At 56.9% G+C, this 17,933-nt stretch carries 19 protein-coding genes; 8 read left to right on the top strand and 11 right to left on the bottom strand.

What is annotated here, in order from left to right:
- Positions 1–128 precede the first annotated feature (128 nt).
- Positions 129–1,595, top strand: a complete 1,467-nt coding sequence (locus DDA898_RS09790; RefSeq protein ID WP_038911103.1) for a DUF2867 domain-containing protein — start codon at positions 129–131, stop codon at positions 1,593–1,595.
- Positions 1,596–1,653: 58 nt separating this feature from the next.
- On the opposite strand, the gene DDA898_RS09785 is transcribed toward DDA898_RS09790, so the two are convergent.
- Positions 1,654–2,526, bottom strand: a complete 873-nt coding sequence (locus DDA898_RS09785; RefSeq protein ID WP_038911102.1) for an N-acetylmuramoyl-L-alanine amidase — start codon at positions 2,524–2,526, stop codon at positions 1,654–1,656.
- On the bottom strand, positions 2,523–2,849 hold the full coding sequence (locus DDA898_RS09780; RefSeq protein ID WP_013317690.1) for a heavy metal-binding domain-containing protein: 327 nt from the start codon (positions 2,847–2,849) through the stop codon (positions 2,523–2,525). The genes DDA898_RS09785 and DDA898_RS09780 overlap by 4 nt, the downstream gene beginning before the upstream one ends.
- A gap of 354 nt (positions 2,850–3,203) precedes the next feature.
- Between DDA898_RS09780 and artP the strand changes: the two genes are divergently transcribed.
- The 6 genes from artP to DDA898_RS09750 all read left to right on the top strand — a co-directional run bounded on the left by artP (position 3,204) and on the right by DDA898_RS09750 (position 8,476).
- Positions 3,204–3,932 carry an arginine ABC transporter ATP-binding protein ArtP gene (gene artP, locus DDA898_RS09775; RefSeq protein ID WP_167401383.1) on the top strand — a complete coding sequence of 243 codons (729 nt, stop codon included), beginning with the start codon at positions 3,204–3,206 and terminating at the stop codon, positions 3,930–3,932.
- Positions 3,933–3,949: 17 nt separating this feature from the next.
- On the top strand, positions 3,950–4,681 hold the full coding sequence (artJ, locus tag DDA898_RS09770; protein WP_013317687.1) for an arginine ABC transporter substrate-binding protein: 732 nt from the start codon (positions 3,950–3,952) through the stop codon (positions 4,679–4,681).
- Positions 4,682–4,696: 15 nt separating this feature from the next.
- The gene (artQ, locus tag DDA898_RS09765) at positions 4,697–5,413 is read left to right on the top strand and encodes an arginine ABC transporter permease ArtQ (protein ID WP_013317686.1); all 717 of its coding nucleotides are present in this window, start codon (positions 4,697–4,699) and stop codon (positions 5,411–5,413) included.
- On the top strand, positions 5,413–6,084 hold the full coding sequence (gene artM / locus DDA898_RS09760) for an arginine ABC transporter permease ArtM (protein ID WP_013317685.1): 672 nt from the start codon (positions 5,413–5,415) through the stop codon (positions 6,082–6,084). The genes artQ and artM overlap by 1 nt, the downstream gene beginning before the upstream one ends.
- Positions 6,085–6,358: 274 nt before the next feature.
- The gene (gene artJ / locus DDA898_RS09755; RefSeq protein WP_038911100.1) at positions 6,359–7,108 is read left to right on the top strand and encodes an arginine ABC transporter substrate-binding protein; all 750 of its coding nucleotides are present in this window, start codon (positions 6,359–6,361) and stop codon (positions 7,106–7,108) included.
- A gap of 174 nt (positions 7,109–7,282) precedes the next feature.
- The gene (locus tag DDA898_RS09750; protein WP_013317683.1) at positions 7,283–8,476 is read left to right on the top strand and encodes an MFS transporter; all 1,194 of its coding nucleotides are present in this window, start codon (positions 7,283–7,285) and stop codon (positions 8,474–8,476) included.
- Between the two features lie 28 nt (positions 8,477–8,504).
- Here DDA898_RS09750 and rlmC read toward each other — a convergent pair whose 3' ends face one another.
- The 9 genes from rlmC to nfsA form a co-directional block, all read right to left on the bottom strand.
- Positions 8,505–9,635 carry a 23S rRNA (uracil(747)-C(5))-methyltransferase RlmC gene (gene rlmC, locus DDA898_RS09745; RefSeq protein WP_038911099.1) on the bottom strand — a complete coding sequence of 377 codons (1,131 nt, stop codon included), beginning with the start codon at positions 9,633–9,635 and terminating at the stop codon, positions 8,505–8,507.
- Positions 9,636–9,821: 186 nt separating this feature from the next.
- Positions 9,822–10,259 carry a YbjO family protein gene (locus tag DDA898_RS09740; protein WP_013317681.1) on the bottom strand — a complete coding sequence of 146 codons (438 nt, stop codon included), beginning with the start codon at positions 10,257–10,259 and terminating at the stop codon, positions 9,822–9,824.
- A 125-nt stretch (positions 10,260–10,384) separates the two neighbouring features.
- The gene (potI, locus tag DDA898_RS09735) at positions 10,385–11,230 is read right to left on the bottom strand and encodes a putrescine ABC transporter permease PotI (RefSeq protein ID WP_038911098.1); all 846 of its coding nucleotides are present in this window, start codon (positions 11,228–11,230) and stop codon (positions 10,385–10,387) included.
- The gene (gene potH, locus DDA898_RS09730) at positions 11,227–12,186 is read right to left on the bottom strand and encodes a putrescine ABC transporter permease PotH (protein WP_013317679.1); all 960 of its coding nucleotides are present in this window, start codon (positions 12,184–12,186) and stop codon (positions 11,227–11,229) included. Before potH ends, potI begins: the two co-directional genes overlap by 4 nt.
- 14 nt (positions 12,187–12,200) lie before the next feature.
- Positions 12,201–13,334 carry a putrescine ABC transporter ATP-binding subunit PotG gene (gene potG / locus DDA898_RS09725; RefSeq protein ID WP_013317678.1) on the bottom strand — a complete coding sequence of 378 codons (1,134 nt, stop codon included), beginning with the start codon at positions 13,332–13,334 and terminating at the stop codon, positions 12,201–12,203.
- 117 nt (positions 13,335–13,451) lie between these two features.
- Positions 13,452–14,561, bottom strand: a complete 1,110-nt coding sequence (potF, locus tag DDA898_RS09720; RefSeq protein ID WP_013317677.1) for a spermidine/putrescine ABC transporter substrate-binding protein PotF — start codon at positions 14,559–14,561, stop codon at positions 13,452–13,454.
- Between the two features lie 384 nt (positions 14,562–14,945).
- Entirely contained in the window at positions 14,946–15,425 is a 480-nt protein-coding gene (locus DDA898_RS09715) for a YbjN domain-containing protein (protein WP_013317675.1), read from the bottom strand.
- Between the two features lie 139 nt (positions 15,426–15,564).
- Positions 15,565–16,467, bottom strand: coding sequence for a 30S ribosomal protein S6--L-glutamate ligase (gene rimK / locus DDA898_RS09710; protein WP_013317674.1), 903 nt, complete (start codon positions 16,465–16,467; stop codon positions 15,565–15,567).
- A gap of 12 nt (positions 16,468–16,479) precedes the next feature.
- Positions 16,480–17,202 (bottom strand): oxygen-insensitive NADPH nitroreductase, encoded by a 723-nt coding sequence (gene nfsA / locus DDA898_RS09705; RefSeq protein WP_038911097.1) that lies wholly within the window; start codon positions 17,200–17,202, stop codon positions 16,480–16,482.
- A 329-nt stretch (positions 17,203–17,531) separates the two neighbouring features.
- On the opposite strand from nfsA, the gene DDA898_RS09700 reads away from it, so the two are divergent.
- Positions 17,532–17,789 (top strand): GrxA family glutaredoxin, encoded by a 258-nt coding sequence (locus DDA898_RS09700; RefSeq protein WP_013317671.1) that lies wholly within the window; start codon positions 17,532–17,534, stop codon positions 17,787–17,789.
- The last annotated feature ends 144 nt before the right edge of the window (positions 17,790–17,933 follow it).

The following is a 17,933-nucleotide window of genomic DNA, read 5'->3' as shown; positions in this document are numbered from 1 at the left end:
TGATGGGGGAACGTGGACAGCCAACGTACCTGCAACTTGAAGTATGACGGGGATATTGTGGGTGTGAACATCGACAGGGACACCGCTGCAGTTTCAATCGCGCTGTTGTAGCAGGAGCAAACACCATCATGACCATCAGACCCGCCCCGATTCTTATCCTTGGCGCCAGCGGCTACATTGGCCGTCACCTCCTCACACGCCTCAGCCAGCAGGGTCAAACGGTGATTGCCGCCTCGCGTCACATCGATTCGCTGGCGGCCCTGAATCTTCCCGGCATACGCTGTGAATACGTTGATCTGATGAAACCATACACGCTGCCTGAAGGATTATGGCAGACAGACACGCTCTATTATCTGGCGCACAGCATGGGCGACGGCGCCGATTTTCTGGAGCGGGAATACCAGTCGGCGCAAAACCTGCGTCAGGTACTGCGCACCAGCCGGATCCGGCAGATCATCTATCTCGGTTCGGCGCAGGCTGAGAGTCACCCGTCCACCCATATGCAGGCGCGCAAACTGACCGGCGACATACTGCGCAGCAGCGGCATTCCGGTCACCGAACTGCGCGCCGGCATTATCGTCGGTCCCGGTTCCGCCGCATTCGAAATCCTGCGCGATATGGTGAACAATTTGCCGGTGCTGACGCCGCCGCGCTGGGTGCGGTCGAAATCCGCGCCGATTGCACTGGAAAACCTGCTCACCTACCTGACGGAACTGAGAAATTACCCGGCACAGAGCCATCGGGTTTTTGATGCCGCCGGACCGGAATACCTCAGCTATCAAGCCCTGTTTGAACGTTTCATTCGTATTACCGGCAAACGTCGTCTGTTGCTGCCGATTCCGGTGCCGACCGGGCTGGTATCGGCCTGGTTTCTGAGTATGGTGACCTCGGTTTCCGGTTCCACCGCACGGGCGCTGGTGCAGGGGTTGCGACACGATCTGCCGATGGACGACGGCGAACTGCGCCGCCTGATTCCCCAACGGTTGATTGGGTTTGATGAAGCGGTGCAGACCACGCTGGCCGATGAAAAGGCCGCGGCGCAACACCCTGACTGGGGATATGACCCGGATGTTCAGGCGCGCTGGCAACCTAATTACGCGTTCTACCCCAAGCAGGCGGGTTACAGCCACAAAACCGGCGCCAGCAGTCAGGCACTGTGGCAAATCATCCAGCAGGTCGGTGGCCGGGAAGGCTATTTTTACGCCAACCTGCTGTGGGCTGTTCGCGCCCGAATAGATGATTTATGCGGCAATCAGGTAATTTACCGCCGTCCGGAGCGAACCGAGTTGATGGAAGGCGACTTCGTCAACGGCTGGAAGGTGATCCGGGTCAGGCATCATCAGCAACTGGTACTGCTGTTTGGCATGAAAGCACCCGGACTGGGGCGACTGGCTTTCTCTATTGACGATCGTGGCGCGTATCGGGTGCTGGACGTTCGCGCCTGGTGGCACCCTGCCGGCAGCAGCGGGCTGGGTTACTGGTTCCTGATGATGCCCGCGCATCTGTTTGTGTTTCGCGGCATGGCGCGCCGTATCGCCGCACTGGCGCAGGAGGCCGAACATCGGGACATCGTTCGTCTCCCCCACAGCGATTAAACCCTTCGTCTTCTTCTTTCAACTTCTTATTTCTACAACCTCAACCTCGGGGGGCAGGTTATCGAGCGGCCCCCACGCCACCGCGGGGCGCTGCGCCGTATTTCTCCAGCAACGCATCGGCAATCGCTTCGGTTTCCGCATCCGCCTCACCGTCATAGCGCTGCTGCCGGAAGTGCATCTGAAATGCCGCCACCACCTGTTGCTGCTGGCTCGCGGTCATCTCCGGGCTAACCTCATAACCATAACGCGCCAGTTTATCCAGCAGTACATTTCTTTCCACCGGTGCATATTCCTGCCGCCCCTTAAGATAAAAATGGACCCGCTGCGGTTCCGGCCAGGCGCCAATCCCCGCCATCGCCAGTTGATGCCAGGGAAACAGCGGTCCCGGGTCGACCTTGCGCTGGGGAGCAATATCGCTGTGCCCTACCACATCCTGCGGCGCAATATGGTAACGGGCGATGATGTCCCGGGCGAGGTGGGTCACCAGCGTAATCTGTTGCGGGGTATAAGGCTGCCACCAGCGTGTACCGGACGCCGTTTGCCGCCAGCCGGGGTTTACCTGCTCGATGCCGATAGACGTCGCGTTCAACTGACTGTAGCCACGCCAGTAACTAGTGCCTGCATGCCAGGCCGTCTGCGACTCCGGAACCAGTTTCCACGCCACGGGCTTGCCATTAACCTGCAGCGGATAAGCCGGCACCAGATAATGTGCGCTGACCCGTTCGGTAGTGAGCTTTTTCAGCGAATCGCCAAGATTTTCCGCCGTATAGTGAAACACCAGAAAGCGGACCCGCTCCCCCCGACTGACAGCCGGAGACGACTGATCCAACAGGTAATCGCCCTCATCGACATAGCGTTCGCGGTTTTGGCAGCCTGCCAGCAGTGTCAGCGCCATCAGCGCCACGCTCCGCCATACCAGCCTGCGGGTCATGATCGGCGCACCACAACCGCGGTGCCGCTGACGGACACCATCAGCATGCTGGCGTCCTTACCCACGGTTTCATAATCGATGTCGATGCCGACCACGGCATTCGCTCCCAATTCCTGCGCCTGCTGTTGCATTTCACGAAACGCAATCTGCCGGGCGTTGCGTAACTCTTTTTCATAGGCGCCGGAACGGCCGCCGACGATATCGCGGATGCCGGCAAAGAAATCCCGAAAGATATTGGCGCCAAGGATCGCTTCGCCCGTCACCACGCCGCAGTAGGTTTCAATGACTTGCCCTTCCAGGGTTGGTGTGGTGGATAATTGCATCATGCCTCCTCGCATCAGATGTTCGACAGACAGATTGGTTACTACATTTTCACAGCCTTATTACGCTTTTATAGCAACGCCTGCCACTAAAAAACCTTTTCAAAACACAACCGTCATTAATCACACTTTTCAGCAACGCCACCCCGCTACCGTCGAGGTTTGTTATGCCTGAAGATTGTCCGCCGCAGGGCGGCTGTCACCCTGACAAATCCGCCCGCCGCTGCGGCAAAGCGCGATTTTGTGCTAAAATATCAACAATAAGTCGTGTATTCGCAAATTTTAACCCACGACGATTGCATAACTATTCTGCCGAAGCTACCATTTGCGGCATCAATGTCTATTCAATTATTGCGCATGAGTATTCAACTAAACAGCATTAACTGTTTCTATGGCGCACATCAGGCGCTGTTCGATGTCACCCTTGATTGTCCATCCGGCGAAACGCTGGTGTTGCTCGGCCCCAGCGGGGCCGGTAAAAGTTCGTTATTGCGGGTGCTGAACCTGCTGGAAACACCCCGCTCCGGCACCCTGAACATCGGCGGCAATACCTTTGACTTCAGCCAGACGCCCGGCGAAAACGCCATTCGCGAACTGCGCCGCAATGTCGGCATGGTGTTCCAACAATACAATTTGTGGCCGCATCTGACGGTGCAGCAGAATCTGGTCGAAGCACCCTGCCGCGTACTGGGTCTGGGCCGTCAGGAGGCCAGTGAACGAGCGGACAAACTGTTGCGCCGCCTGCGACTGAGCGACTTCGCCGATCGCTACCCGTTACATCTCTCCGGCGGCCAGCAGCAGCGCGTCGCCATCGCCCGCGCGCTGATGATGGAGCCGCAGGTGCTGCTGTTTGACGAGCCGACCGCCGCGCTCGATCCGGAAATTACCGCTCAGGTCGTCAGCATTATTCAGGAACTGAGCGAAACCGGCATCACCCAGGTGATCGTCACCCACGAAGTCGATTTCGCACGTAAAACCGCCAGCCGCGTGGTGTACATGGAAAACGGCCGCATCGTGGAACAAGGCGACGCCTCGCATTTTACCCAACCACAGACCCCGGAATTTGCTGGCTATTTATCTCATTGATAGATAAGGATAATAATATGAAAAAGTTGTTCGTTGCCGCCCTGCTCGGCGGATTAAGCCTTTCCGCTGGCGCAGCTGAAACTATTCGTTTTGCCACTGAAGCGTCCTACCCTCCGTTTGAGTCGGTGGACGCCAGTAATCAGATCGTCGGGTTCGATATCGACCTGGCCAACGCGCTGTGCAAACAGATCCAGGCCACCTGTACTTTCAGCAATCAGGCATTCGATAGCCTGATCCCCGGTCTGAAATTCCGCCGTTTCGATGCGGTGATCGCCGGTATGGACATCACGCCGGAACGTCAACAGCAGGTGAGCTTCACCCAGCCGTACTATGAAAACTCGGCGCTGTTCATCGCTCAGAAAGGCAAACTGGCCGATATCGCCGCGCTAAAAGGCAAGCGCGTCGGGGTACAGAACGGCACCACCCACCAGAAATTCCTGCTGGACAAGCATAAAGACATCACCGTAGTGCCGTACGACAGCTACCAGAACGCGGTGCTGGACCTGAAAAACGGTCGTCTGGATGCCGTCTTCGGCGACACCGCCGTCGTGAACGAGTGGTTGAAACAGAACGAGAATCTGGCGTCGGTAGGCGACAAGGTGACCGATAAAGACTACTTTGGCATCGGTCTGGGCATCGCCGTTCGTCAGAACAACGACGAGCTGGTGAAGAAATTCAACGATGCGCTGAACAACATCAAGCAGGATGGCACCTACCAGACCATCTACAAGAAATGGTTCCAGCAGTAAGCCGACTAAGACCTAATGACTGAATTCCAACCTCTTGCAAGCGCCGCCGGGATGACCGTCGGCCTTGCCGTTTGCGCCCTGGTGCTGGGGCTGCTGCTGGCGATGCTGTTTGCCCTGTGGGAAACGGCGCGCTGGAAAGCCGTCAGCGCCTGCGGCACCGCTGTCGTCACTCTATTGCGCGGCCTGCCGGAAATTCTGGTGGTGCTGTTTATCTATTTTGGCTCGTCGCAGTTGCTGTTGATGCTCTCTGATGGTTTCACGCTTCATCTCGGCTTGACGCAGGTGCCGGTCAAACTGGCTATCGATAACTTTGAAGTCAGCCCGTTTCTGTGCGGCGTCATTGCGCTGTCGCTGCTGTATGCCGCTTATGCCTCGCAGACGCTGCGTGGCGCACTGAAAGCGGTGCCGCGCGGCCAATGGGAGTCCGGGCAGGCGCTGGGGATGAGTAAAAGCGTGATTTTCCGGCGGCTAATCATGCCGCAAATGTGGCGTCATGCGCTGCCGGGGCTGGGCAATCAGTGGCTGGTGCTGCTAAAAGACACCGCGTTAGTCTCGCTGATCAGCGTCAACGACCTGATGCTGCAAACCAAAAGCATCGCCACCCGCACTCAGGAACCTTTTACCTGGTACATGATCGCGGCCGCTATCTATCTGGTGATTACCCTGTTGAGTCAGGCGATCCTGAACAGGATTGAAGTACGCGCCACGCGCTTTGAACGGAGGCCGTCCTGATGCTGGGCTACATTCCTGAACTGCTGAACGGGTTGCATACCAGCCTGCTGCTGACGCTGGCCGCGCTGCTGCTGGCGTTGGTGCTGTCGCTATTGCTGACGGTGATCCTGACGCTGAAAACTCCGATAGCGTCGCAGATAGCTAAAGGCTATATCACCCTGTTTACCGGCACCCCGCTGCTGGTGCAGATCTTCCTGATTTACTACGGTCCCGGTCAGTTCGCCGCGATCCGCCAGATCGACTGGCTATGGAATCTGCTGTCTCAGCCGTGGCTGTGCGCGGTCAGCGCGCTGGCGCTTAACAGCGCGGCCTATACCACGCAATTGTTCTACGGTGCGGTACGCGCGATTCCAGACGGACAGTGGCAGTCCTGCGCCGCGCTGGGCATGAATCAGCGCCAGACGCTGCGCATTCTGCTGCCGTTTGCGTTCAAGCGCGCGCTCTCTTCATACTCCAACGAGGTGGTGCTGGTGTTCAAAGGCACCTCGCTGGCTTACACCATTACGTTGATGGAAGTGATGGGCTACGGCCAGTTGCTGTACGGTCGCACCTATGACGTGCTGGTATTCGGCGCGGCAGGTATCGTCTACTTATGCGTCAATGGCCTGCTGACGCTGCTGATGCGTCTGGTCGAACGGCGCGCGTTGCGTTTCGAACAGCGTAATACCTAAATCATCAGCGAGCATGACCTAATTACTGATTACGCCGGCGTTCATGCCGGCGTTTTTTATGCATAAAATTTATTTTATTCAGCCGGTTCGCTGATTTAAATTTGCTTTATTTTTATTTAATTATCCTAACCACGCGTCGTTACCGCTATTCACCCACAAACCAAAATGAATTTATAATCATATTATTTGCATATAAATACATTTAATGGCATGGTATCGTCATCCTTTTCAACGACCATGACGTTGATAAACATAAGTTAATCTGGAGTACTCCATGAAAAAACTCGTCCTTGCTGCGCTGCTGGCCGGCACCGCTTTTAGCACAATGACCTTGAGCGCCATGGCGGCTGACACCATCCGCTTCGCTGCGTCGGCGACGTATCCGCCGTTCGAATCGCTGGATGCCGGCAACCAAATCGTCGGGTTTGATATCGATCTTGCCAACGCGCTGTGCAAACAATTACAGACGACCTGTAGCTTCACCAATCAGGCGTTTGACAGCCTGATCCCGGCGCTGAAATTCCGCCGTTATGACGCCGTTATTTCCGGAATGGACATCACGCCGGAACGCAGCAAGCAGGTGGCGTTTACCCAACCGTATTATGCCAATTCGGCGATCGTCATCGCTCAGAAAGGCAAGTTTCACTCGCTGGCTGACCTGAAAGGCAAACGCATCGGCATGGAAAACGGCACAACCCACCAGAAATTCCTGCAAGATAAACACCCTGAAGTGAAAACCGTCCCGTACGACAGTTACCAGAATGCGCTGATCGACCTGAAAAACGGCCGTCTGGACGGCGTGTTCGGCGATACCGCCGTGGTGAACGAGTGGCTGAAAACCAACCCGGACCTGGCTACCGTGGGCGAAAAAGTCACCGACCCCACCTATTTCGGCATCGGGCTGGGTATTGCGGTGCGCCCGGACAATCAGGCGCTGCTGGAAAAACTGAACGGCGCGCTGAACGCCATCAAAGCCGACGGGACCTACCAAGCCATCAACGACAAGTGGTTCCCGCAGCAGTAAACCTGCCCTTATTTTCATGCTGCTGTTTTCACGCTGCCGGTTGCCGCCGGCAGCATGTCGCCACGCCGCTTCTCGATTTTCGCCCGTCTCGCATTTTGTACTTATCAAATCCTCTGCAGATTGATTTAATAGCGTTTTCCTCTTACCAGCCCTTCACCTTCAGGCAGGAAAACGATGTCGCTGGATTTTTCAACATTGAAACGCATCCCGAAAGGGGTATGGGTATTGGGCGGCGTCAGCCTGTTGATGGACATTTCATCGGAAATGATCCACAGCCTGCTGCCGTTATTCATGACCACGGTTCTCGGCACCAGTGTGGTCTTCATCGGATTGATTGAAGGGTTGGCGGAAGCGACCGCGCTGATCATCAAAGTGTTCTCCGGCGCGCTCAGCGATTACCTCGGTAAACGCAAAGGGCTGGCGCTGCTCGGATATGGTCTGGGCGCGGTCAGCAAGCCCCTGTTTGCGCTTGCGACCTCATCCGGTCTGGTGCTGGGCGCCCGCCTGCTCGACCGGGTAGGCAAAGGCATTCGCGGCGCGCCGCGCGATGCGCTGGTCGCAGACGTCACGCCGCCCGATATTCGGGGTGCAGCGTTTGGCCTGCGTCAGTCGCTGGATACCATCGGCGCCTTCGCCGGTCCGCTGCTGGCGGTCGCGCTAATGTTGCTGTGGCAAGACGATTTTCGCGCCATCTTCTGGGTGGCGTTCATCCCCGGCGCGATGGCAATTGCCCTGCTGTTTTTCGGTCTGCGCGAGCCCGAACACGCCGGTGCAGCCAAACGCACCAACCCGATCCGGCGCGATAACCTGAAACGCCTGTCCGCACAGTACTGGTGGGTGGTCGGCCTGGGTGCGGTATTTACGCTGGCGCGCTTTAGTGAAGCCTTTTTGGTGCTGCGCGCGCAGCAGGTCGAGATTCCCATAGCGTTGATTCCGCTGGTGATGGTGGCGATGAATCTGGTTTATGCCTGTTCCGCCTATCCATTCGGCAAGCTTTCCGACCGGATGGATCATCATAGCCTGCTGAAAATGGGCCTGCTGGTGCTGATTGCCGCCGATGTGGTGCTCGCCATCAGCCAGCACTGGCTCGGCGTAATAGTCGGCGTCGCGTTATGGGGCGTACACATGGGAATGACGCAGGGGTTGCTGGCCGCCATGGTGGCGAACACTGCGCCGGCGGACCTGCGTGGAACCGCCTACGGTGTCTTCAACCTGATAAGCGGCGTGGCGCTGCTGCTGGCCAGTCTGGGCGCCGGGATCCTGTGGGACGTCTGGGGCGCGGCCTCTACCTTTTACGCTGGCGCGCTGATCTGCCTGATCACGCTGGCCGGTATGGCGCTGATGCCGCGCTCCCTGTTATCACGTTAAGCGGTCATCACGGTAAACTCTCATTGAGTTAAACACGTCGTTGCAGCAGAGCCAGCACCTCATAGTGCGCGGTATGCGGGAACATATCGAATAGCTGCGCCTGCTGTATCTGGTACGCCGGCAGGCGCGCAATATCTCTCGCCATACTCTCGGCATTGCAGCTGGAGTACAACAGATACGGCGGCGCCATACGGCTCAGGTAATCGCACAATTCGGCGCCGATGCCGCGCCGCGGCGGATTGACGATCACCAGATCCGGCGTCTGGGCTTCGCCAACGGCAAAGCAGGTAGAGTCCAGCGCGGCAAAACTGACGTTGGTCAGCCCCAGTTGCGCCGCCGAACGTCGGGCACAGGCGATGGCCTCCGGGCTGATCTCAATGCCGGTGAGCGGCGTATCCGTGCTGGCGCAATGCAGACCGAATCCGCCCACCCCACAGAACAGATCCCACAGACTGCGCATCGGCAAGCCCGACACCCACTGCCGGGCGGTGTCATACAACGCGACCGCCACCTGTGGATTGGTCTGGAAGAAACTTTGCGGCCGGATATACAGCGGTACCTGATTGAAGCGCTCTTCCAGCGCCTGCGCCTCCGTCAGCGGAATCTCCTGCTCCCCTTCCAGTATCGCCTGATGGACAGGCTGAATATTCGCCGATATCACCGCCAGCTGCGGCAACTGCTGCTGTAGCCAGGGCAGCGCGGCGCGCAGTTGCGCCAGCTTGGTTTCGGAGCGCAGCACAACGCGCAGCATGAAGCGACCGCTCAGAGTGCTTTGCGTCAACAGTAGGTACTTCAGTTCCCCCCGACGTCGGGCGACGTTATACGGGGTCAGCCCGGCGCGGGCGATGAACGCTTTCAATACGCTAAACACCGGCGCAAAACTGTCGGGATACAACGGGCAGTCGCAGAGATCCACCGCCGAACCGTCACGGTGCAACATCCCCAGCAGCGGGCGTTCGACGCTGCCGCTGACCACCATCTTGGCTTTATTGCGAAAAGCGGCTTCCGCCGAGGTTACCGGCGCCAGCCAGCGCTGAACCGGATGCGCGGCCAGCAACCCGAGCAGATGCTGCTGCTTATCGGTTACCTGCTGCGGGTAGGCGGTTTCCAGCCATTGACAGGAGCGGCACGAGCCGTCGTTATAGCGGGCACATTGCATGGAAAATCTGAAATCTATCGTCAACATCAAAAGGGGCGCTGATTGTATCACCCCCGCGCGGGAAAGTTAGCGATAGCGCATAAAAGTTAGCGATAGCGCATAAAAGTTAGCGATAGCGCGTAAAAGTTAGCGATAGCGCGTAAAAGTTAGCGATAGCGCATAAAAGTTAGCGACAGCGAATAAACGTTAGGGATGGCGCGTAAAAAAACGCTGGCTGCGCCGGGGTAGAAACAGGAGCAAAATCAGCAGAAAGTCCGGCAGCCGCTGCATCAGCAAATGATGCAGAATTTCACCGACGCCGTCGCCGCTGACATGAAAGATCGGCGGCAGAAACTCCACCAGCGACGCCGTCAGCATGTAGATTGTCACCAGACACTGGGTCAACAGGAAACACCAGCGCCCCCAGTTCAACCCGCTAAGCACCGCGAATCCACAGCGGATTTCAAGACACACCACCAACAGCGCGGCCAGCAGCACCAGCGTGCTGTCCCACTGTTTGGCGCTGCTGCTGAGCCAACCGCCAAAGCCGCTTAGCCCCAGTTCGCTGATGGTCAGGACGATACCCAGACAGCGGGTGGCGATAATCGCCGAACCCGCCACCATGATGGCAACCGGGGCGAACATGCCCCGCTGCAGCAGCTCCCGCTTACCGTACAGTATGATTGCGCTCCCCCTGAAATCACCACGTCACCAGAAAGTATGGCGGCGTGGCGAAAATTGGCAAATCCAGGACGGAAGCGCCGCTGCCGTCAGCCGCGTCTTGCTTTTTGCAAATCGCGCTGACGCTGCTTTTCCGCCCGGGCCATAAACCACCAGGCAATCAGACCGATAATGCCTACCACCAACAATATCAGGGATGCCAGCGCGTTAATCTGCGGGTTAACGCCCATTCTTACGCTGGAAAAGACCAGCATCGGCAAGGTGGTGGCGCCGGGACCGGAAACGAAGCTGGCAATCACCAGGTCATCCAGCGACAGCGTAAAGGCCAGCAGCCAGCCGGAAACCAGCGCCGGCGCAATCATCGGCACGGTAATGATGAAGAACACTTTCAGCGGCGTCGCGCCCAGATCCATCGCCGCTTCTTCAATCGAATGATCCATCTCGCGCAGACGGGCGCTGATAACCACGGTGACATACGCCGAACAGAAGGTGACGTGCGCCAGCCAAATGGTCAGCATACCGCGTTCCGCCGGCCAGCCGATGGCCTGCGCCAGCGACACAAACAGCAGCAGCAGCGACAGCCCGGTGATCACGTCCGGCATCACCAGCGGCGCGGTCAGCATGAAGGCAAACCCGTTGGAGCCGCGGAAATTGCCGAAACGCACCATCACCACCGCCGCCAGCGTTCCCAGCACCACCGCCATGGTGGCCGACGCCGCCGCGATAGTCAGGCTGAGCACCACCGCGCTGATCATCGCAGAATCCTCGAACAGCGCGCTGTACCACTGGGTGGACCAGCCGGCCCACACCGTCACCAGACGGGAGCTGTTAAAGGAATAAATCACCAGCATCAGCATCGGCGCATACAGGAAACTGTATCCCAGCACCAGAATCAGTGTCCGCCACGGCGAACGCACGACCGGTAAATTGTTCATGCCTGATCCTCCGCGGCTTTATTCTGGTGTTTATGGAACCAGATGATCGGAACAATCAGCAGGAACAGCATCACCATCGCTACCGCCGACGCCACCGGCCAGTCGCGGTTATTGAAGAACTCCTGCCACAGGATACGGCCGATCATGATGCTGTCCGGCCCGCCCAGCAGCTCGGGAATCACGTACTCGCCGACGGTTGGAATAAACACCAGCATCGACCCGGCGATGATGCCGCCTTTAGTGAGCGGCACAATCACGCTAAAGAAGGTCCTTACCGGGCGCGCGCCCAAATCCAGCGACGCCTCCACCAGCGAATAATCAAGGCGGGTCAGCGCGGTGTAAATCGGCAACACCATGAACGGCAGATAGGAATAGACCACGCCGATGTATACCGCCAGATTGGTATGCAGAATTACCAGCGGCTGATCGATAACCCCCAGCCAGAGCAGGAAATTGTTCAGGATGCCGTTGTCTTTCAGAATCCCCATCCAGGCGTACACGCGGATCAGGAACGAGGTCCATGACGGCAGGATCACCAGCAACAACAGAATATTGCGGGTGGACGACTTGCTGTGTGCCACCGCCCAGGCCATCGGATACCCTACCGCCAGGCAGCATAGGGTAGAAATCGCCGCAACCTTCAACGATTGCAGGTAAGCGTCGATGTACAGCGGGTCGGACAGCAGTTGCAGGTAGTTGCCGATATTCAGGCTGATTTGCAGCCGGTTCTCCGCCCACTCCAGCAAATCGGTATAAGGCGGCACGGTGCGCGCCATTTCCGCGAAACTGATCTTAAAGACGATCAGGAACGGCAGCATAAACAGGCACAATAACCACAGATACGGCAGCGCAATCACCAGTTTACGGCCATGCGCCAGACGCAGCCGCGCCAGCGTGGCCCGCAACGGGCTCATCGGCTGACCCGGCGGTTCATGTTGTTCAGATAACATCGCCATTGCGTCTTCCCCCGTTATACCGTCAGCACCACACAGCTGTCCGCATCCCAGCACAGGCGGACTTCATCCCCCCAGGTGGGCGAACCTTTGCGGAACCGGTCGGCGTTTTGCAACTGGGCGCTGATGGTCTGACCGCTGTTCAGCCGGACATGGTAAATAGAGAGATCGCCCAGATAAGCGATGTGCACCACTTCGCCCACGGCGAAGTTGCAGCCGTCCGCCGGCACGTCGTCGCACAGCATGATCTTTTCCGGACGCAGCGCGATATAGACCGGCACGCCGTCCACCACCGAAACATCCGAGTTAACTTTAAGCGGATGCACCAGCCCCGGACTCTGCAAAATCAGCGCATCGTCCTGACGCTCTTTCAACAACCCGTCGAACATATTGACCGAGCCGATAAACTCGGCGCTGAAACGACTGTTCGGGTTTTCGTAGATCTCTTCCGGCTCGCCGATCTGCACGAATTTTCCGCGGTTCATGATGGCGATACGGCCCGCCATGGTCATGGCTTCTTCCTGATCGTGCGTGACCATCACGCAGGTCACCCCTACCCGCTCCAGGATGTCGACCACTTCCAGTTGCATACGGTCACGCAGTTTTTTATCCAGCGCGCCCATCGGTTCGTCCAGCAACAGCAGCTTAGGGCGTTTAGCCAGACTACGCGCCAGCGCCACGCGTTGACGCTGCCCGCCGGAAAGCTGATGCGGCTTACGCCCGGCAAATTCCTGCATGTGTACCAGCGTCAGCATCTCTTCCACGCGATCTTTGATTTCGCCGCGCGACAGCTTGTCCTGTTTCAGGCCAAAGGCGATATTCTTCTCCACCGTCATGTGCGGGAACAGCGCGTAAGACTGAAACATCATGTTGATCGGGCGCTGGTAAGGCGGCACCAGAGACAGGTCCTGCCCGTCCAGCACAATCTGCCCCTGAGTAGGCTGCTCAAAACCCGCCAGCATACGCAGCAGCGTGGATTTGCCACACCCCGAGGCGCCCAACAGGGCAAAAATCTCGCCTTTATAGATGGTCAGGCTGACATCATCAACCGCGAACTGGCCGTCATAAGATTTGGTCAGGTTACGCACTTCCAGCAACGGCGTGGCCGCTTTCTGAGGCTTGGGCTGGGGGCGGGGAATCGCTTCGTTCACTTAATATTGCTCTCCGGCAGAAGCAGAACAAAGTCGCAGCCACATGACTGCGACACAAATAGCACAAACAGGCGGGGTTGAGCCGCCTGTTGCATGAAGTGGAATCAAAGGTGGCGGTTATTTCCCGCTTTTTACCTTGGTCCACGAGCGTGTAATCACGCGATCGATTTTCGGTGACTGCACCTTGAGCGTAAACAACTTGGCACGAATATCCGCAGGCGGATAGATGTTCGGGTTGTTACGCACCTCTTCTTTCACCAGCGCCGTCGCTTCCTTGTTAGGGTTAGCGTAATACACATGGTTACTGACGTTGGCAATCACGTCCGGTTTCAGCAGATAGTTGAGGAACTGATAGGCTGAATCCAGGTTTTTGGCGTCTTTCGGAATCGCGAACACGTCAAAGAACGCCAGCGCCCCTTCCTTCGGAATGCTGTAGCTGATGTTTACGCCGTTTTTCGCTTCTTTGGCACGGTTGGCAGCCTGCATGACGTCGCCGGCCCAGCCGATAGCTACGCAAATATCGCCATTAGCCAGATCGTTGATGTACTGGGACGAGTGGAAATAACGCACGCTCGGACGCAGTTTCAACAGCAGGTCGGTGGCGTCTTTGGTGTAATCGGCTTCATTGGTGCTGTTCGGATTTTTGCCCTGGTAGTTGAGCACCGTGGCGTAAATCTCAGCCGGTGCGTCCAGGAAGGAGACGCCGCAGCTCTTCAGCTTTTCCAGGTTTTCCGGTTTCAACACCAGATCCCAGCTGTTGACCGGCGCGTCTTTGCCCAATACCGCTTTGACCTTATCCACGTTGTAGCCGATACCGGTGGTGGCCCACAGATACGGCACCGCATATTTATGGCCCGGATCGTGTTCCTCGATCAGCTTCATCAGCTCGGGATCGAGGTTTTTGTAGTTCGGCAGTTTGCTTTTATCCAGCGGCTGGAAGACACCGGCGCTGATCTGGCGCCCCAGGAAGCTGGCGGAAGGAACCACCAAGTCGAACCCCGTGCTGCCGGCCATCAGTTTGCCTTCCAGCACCTCATTGGAGTCAAACACGTCATACACGACTTTAATACCGCTCTCTTTCTGGAAGTTTTCCAGCGTGTCCGGCGCGATATAATCAGACCAGTTATAGACGTGCAGCGTTTTCTCTTCCGCAGATGCGGTGACGGACGCGGCCATCATTAAGCCGGTTAACACACCCGAAAGCCATTTTTTACGTTGGGTGAACATCCGTTCCTTCCTCCATACCAGGGGGTAAATATAGGGGGGTGAATGTACGGTGCCCGGGAACAACACCGCTCTTTGTTGCTCCGGACGCAGAATCACGACGCGATGAATGGCTATGCACCCGCTTTTTCATCGTTAAAACACAACCAGCCGCGACGTTATTCTCTGAACCATACAGAAATAAAGCATAACCGCACAGTTACGCCTGTTCCATACCGGAACACAAAAAACAGGTTTTATCGATTATTTATTCACAATTTATCTATGTGCTGCGTCTTGAAACCATAAATGCAGAAAAACATCTGGGTTAGGCGATAAAAAACCGCATTAAATGCGGTTTATCAAAAATAAGAAAAGCTGATGGTCGGCTATTGATTCATAACGCAATCAGTGCAGGCTTGAGGTGTTAAAATGCTCAGCAGGGCTCTCTTCCTCATCCCCCAAAAACAGCAGATTATTGGCGCTGGCTTCCATGATCACCATAGAGATTTGCTGCTCGGCCTGCTGCATGAAATGGCGAAACTGCTCCAGCGTGATACCGGCACCGGCGCTGAATGTCTGGCAGACGATCAATTTAGGCAGGTTGTCGTCCTGAATATCGAGAAACGCCTTGGCGGTCAGCGAGCTGGCGTTGATCTGGCTCAGGTTGCCCACCAGCGGAATCAAGGCGGTCGGCTTCACTTCCGCCAGCGCAGAGAACAGGATGACGCTGTCGGCCATGTCGATCTTAGCGTCGAACACGCCGTCGAAATTCTGCATGTGCGGCAAATGCAAAGCCTCACAGGAGTCGCACTCGAAGTAAATGATGCCCAGTTGATCCAGCCATCGCCGAAGCAAATTCAAATCAGGGACGATGATTGAATCCATCTTGACCGCCTCATATTTCATGGATGATAAAAACCCTGACCTACGCAATGCCTAACCCAGGAATAGCGGGTCAATCCTCATCGCTGACTGACCACGACGGCGCGCCTGCGCACCGCAAAGACTGCGTTTACGCCGGCATTCAACCGGCCCTGACTGAACGGGATGCCGCACGGTGATGGTGTTCAATGTAGTCGATCATCATCCCTGCGATATCCAACCCGGTAGCGGTTTCAATGCCTTCCAGCCCGGGCGAGGCGTTGACCTCCATAACCAGAGGCCCGCGCGCCGACCGCAGTATATCAACACCCGCCACATTGAGTCCCAATGTTTTTGCGGCCTTGACCGCAATTGCGCGCTCCTGTGGCGTGATCCGCACCCGGCTGGCTGACCCACCACGATGCAGGTTGGAGCGAAAATCGCCCGGCTTAGCCTGTCGTTCGATAGCCGCCACCACCCGTTCGCCGACCACCAGACAGCGAATATCCTTACCGTGCGCCTCACGGACATATTCCTGCACCAGAATATGGGCGTTGAGGCCGCGAAAGGCATCAATGACGCTTTCCGCCGCCTGATGGGTTTCCGCCAGCACCACCCCGATTCCCTGCGTACCCTCCACCAGTTTCACCACCAGCGGCGCGCCGCCGACCATCTTGATCAGGTCGGCGGTATCGTCCGGCGAGTGCGCAAAACCGGTAATCGGCAAATCAATACCCTGACGGGCCAACAATTGCAGCGAATGCAGTTTATCCCGGGCGCGGATCACCGACATGGCGTTATTCAGCACGACGCTGCCCAGCATTTCAAACTGACGCAACACGGCCGTGCCATAAAAGGTAATCGCGGCCCCGATACGCGGAATCACCGCGTCATAATGGTCCAACTGGCGCCCCCGGTAATGAACCGACGGCGCGGCCGAGTTAATGTTCATATAGCACGATAGCGGATTGATCACCTCGATGCTGTGCTGTCGTTCCTCCGCCGCCTCGCATAACCGCTTGCAGGAATAGAGAGAACCGTCCTGTGACAGAATGGCGATTTTCATAGCGCTCCAGTGCTATCGGGTGGCCCAGCCCTGCTGTCGCAGGTAGTCCAGCATGAACGGGCGACGCTCCTTGCTCAGGGTGCGTCGGATTTGGTCGCTCCAGCTTTCCATACGCTGATTGCTGTCACGTTGACGATAATACTCGACGATATGCTGGTCATAGTCCGCCAGCAGGGCGCGATCCAGCGGCTGATAGCGGTTCTCATGCACTATCAGCGCCGCCGGCAGACGCGGTTTGAGATCGGGCTGCGCGGCCGGATACCCCAGGCATAATCCGAACAGCGGCAATACCTGCTGAGGCAACGCCAGCAACTGAGTGACATCGGCGATCTGGTTGCGAACGCCGCCGATGAAGACACCGCCCAACCCCAGCGATTCGGCCGCCACCAGCGCATTCTGCCCCATCAGCGCGGTATCGACGCAGCCGAGCAACAACTGCTCCGCCAGCCCCAGTTCGGCTTGCGGATAAATCTGCTGATGGCGATGAAAATCGGCGCAGAACACCCAGAACTCAGCCGCCTGTCCGACCCAGGGCTGTTCGCCAGTCAGGCGCACCAGTTGCGAGCGTAATGCCGGCTCGGTAATGCGGATAATCGAACTGCATTGCAGGAAACTGGAGGTGGATGCGCTCTGTGCGGCGGCGATAATGGCATTGCGCTGTTCGTCGCTGAGCGGCTGGTCGGTAAACGATCGGATGGAGCGGTGCTGGCGTAACAGTGAAATGGTTGGCGTCACGTTGAATATCCCTGAAACACAATGTTGAGATGACACAACACCGGCGGCGGTCATCCGGCGGCGCCGGTCTGTTGATAAGCGACCATTCGGCATAAATGGCAAGTATATGTCAGACAGTCAGACAGACCAATGCCGTCGGCGATTTTAGGCCATGTCTGGTATCGAACCCGGTTGCAATAGATGGAGCTAATCGTTATGACAGGCAATGACTGCTTCAGATCACCCCTGATTGCAGGCATAGTAGCGCGGTTGGCTAAAAACCGTTTACCACGTAGGTATCTCCCTGATGGCAGGAAGAACCAGACAAAATTAGAAAGTAAGGAGTTCACATGTACGCAGTTATTTTCGGTCGCCCCGGCTGTCCTTATTGTGTCCGCGCCAAAGAGCTGGCTGAGAAACTGACCGAAGAGCGTGACGATTTCAATTACCGCTATGTCGATATTCACGCGGAAGGCATCACCAAAGCCGATTTGTCCAAAACGGTCGGTAAACCGGTGGAAACCGTCCCTCAGATTTTTCTGGATGAAAAACACATTGGCGGCTGCACCGATTTCGAAGCTTACGCCCGCGAACACCTGTTCCAGTAATCCCGGTTACCGGCAAAAAAGGCGCCAACGGCGCCTTTTTGTTTTTCTACCGTAGTTAGTTTTTTTACCGTAGTCAGTTTTTCTGCCATAACCACAATGGTTTTTTCTACTCATAAATAGAGGCTAGCGCGCCGCCGCGCAGTT

Source organism: Dickeya dadantii NCPPB 898 (assembly GCF_000406145.1).
Classification (GTDB): domain Bacteria; phylum Pseudomonadota; class Gammaproteobacteria; order Enterobacterales; family Enterobacteriaceae; genus Dickeya; species Dickeya dadantii.
Note: the sequence above shows the minus strand (reverse complement) of the source record. Positions and strands in the feature narration are given on the sequence as shown.

Bases quoted from the DNA above. Each gene is read 5' to 3' on its own strand.
- DDA898_RS09785 (WP_038911102.1), bottom strand. From the start codon at position 2,526: ATGACCCGCAGGCTGGTATGGCGGAGCGTGGCGCTGATGGCGCTGACA.
- DDA898_RS09715 (WP_013317675.1), bottom strand. From the start codon at position 15,425: ATGGATTCAATCATCGTCCCTGATTTGAATTTGCTTCGGCGATGGCTG.
- DDA898_RS09750 (WP_013317683.1), top strand. From the start codon at position 7,283: ATGTCGCTGGATTTTTCAACATTGAAACGCATCCCGAAAGGGGTATGG.
- DDA898_RS09700 (WP_013317671.1), top strand. From the start codon at position 17,532: ATGTACGCAGTTATTTTCGGTCGCCCCGGCTGTCCTTATTGTGTCCGC.
- artP (WP_167401383.1), top strand. From the start codon at position 3,204: ATGAGTATTCAACTAAACAGCATTAACTGTTTCTATGGCGCACATCAG.
- DDA898_RS09790 (WP_038911103.1), top strand. From the start codon at position 129: ATGACCATCAGACCCGCCCCGATTCTTATCCTTGGCGCCAGCGGCTAC.
- artJ (WP_013317687.1), top strand. From the start codon at position 3,950: ATGAAAAAGTTGTTCGTTGCCGCCCTGCTCGGCGGATTAAGCCTTTCC.
- DDA898_RS09740 (WP_013317681.1), bottom strand. From the start codon at position 10,259: ATGTTCGCCCCGGTTGCCATCATGGTGGCGGGTTCGGCGATTATCGCC.
- potH (WP_013317679.1), bottom strand. From the start codon at position 12,186: ATGGCGATGTTATCTGAACAACATGAACCGCCGGGTCAGCCGATGAGC.
- artQ (WP_013317686.1), top strand. From the start codon at position 4,697: ATGACTGAATTCCAACCTCTTGCAAGCGCCGCCGGGATGACCGTCGGC.
- artJ (WP_038911100.1), top strand. From the start codon at position 6,359: ATGAAAAAACTCGTCCTTGCTGCGCTGCTGGCCGGCACCGCTTTTAGC.
- potF (WP_013317677.1), bottom strand. From the start codon at position 14,561: ATGTTCACCCAACGTAAAAAATGGCTTTCGGGTGTGTTAACCGGCTTA.
- rimK (WP_013317674.1), bottom strand. From the start codon at position 16,467: ATGAAAATCGCCATTCTGTCACAGGACGGTTCTCTCTATTCCTGCAAG.
- potI (WP_038911098.1), bottom strand. From the start codon at position 11,230: ATGAACAATTTACCGGTCGTGCGTTCGCCGTGGCGGACACTGATTCTG.
- artM (WP_013317685.1), top strand. From the start codon at position 5,413: ATGCTGGGCTACATTCCTGAACTGCTGAACGGGTTGCATACCAGCCTG.
- rlmC (WP_038911099.1), bottom strand. From the start codon at position 9,635: ATGCAATGTGCCCGCTATAACGACGGCTCGTGCCGCTCCTGTCAATGG.
- DDA898_RS09780 (WP_013317690.1), bottom strand. From the start codon at position 2,849: ATGCAATTATCCACCACACCAACCCTGGAAGGGCAAGTCATTGAAACC.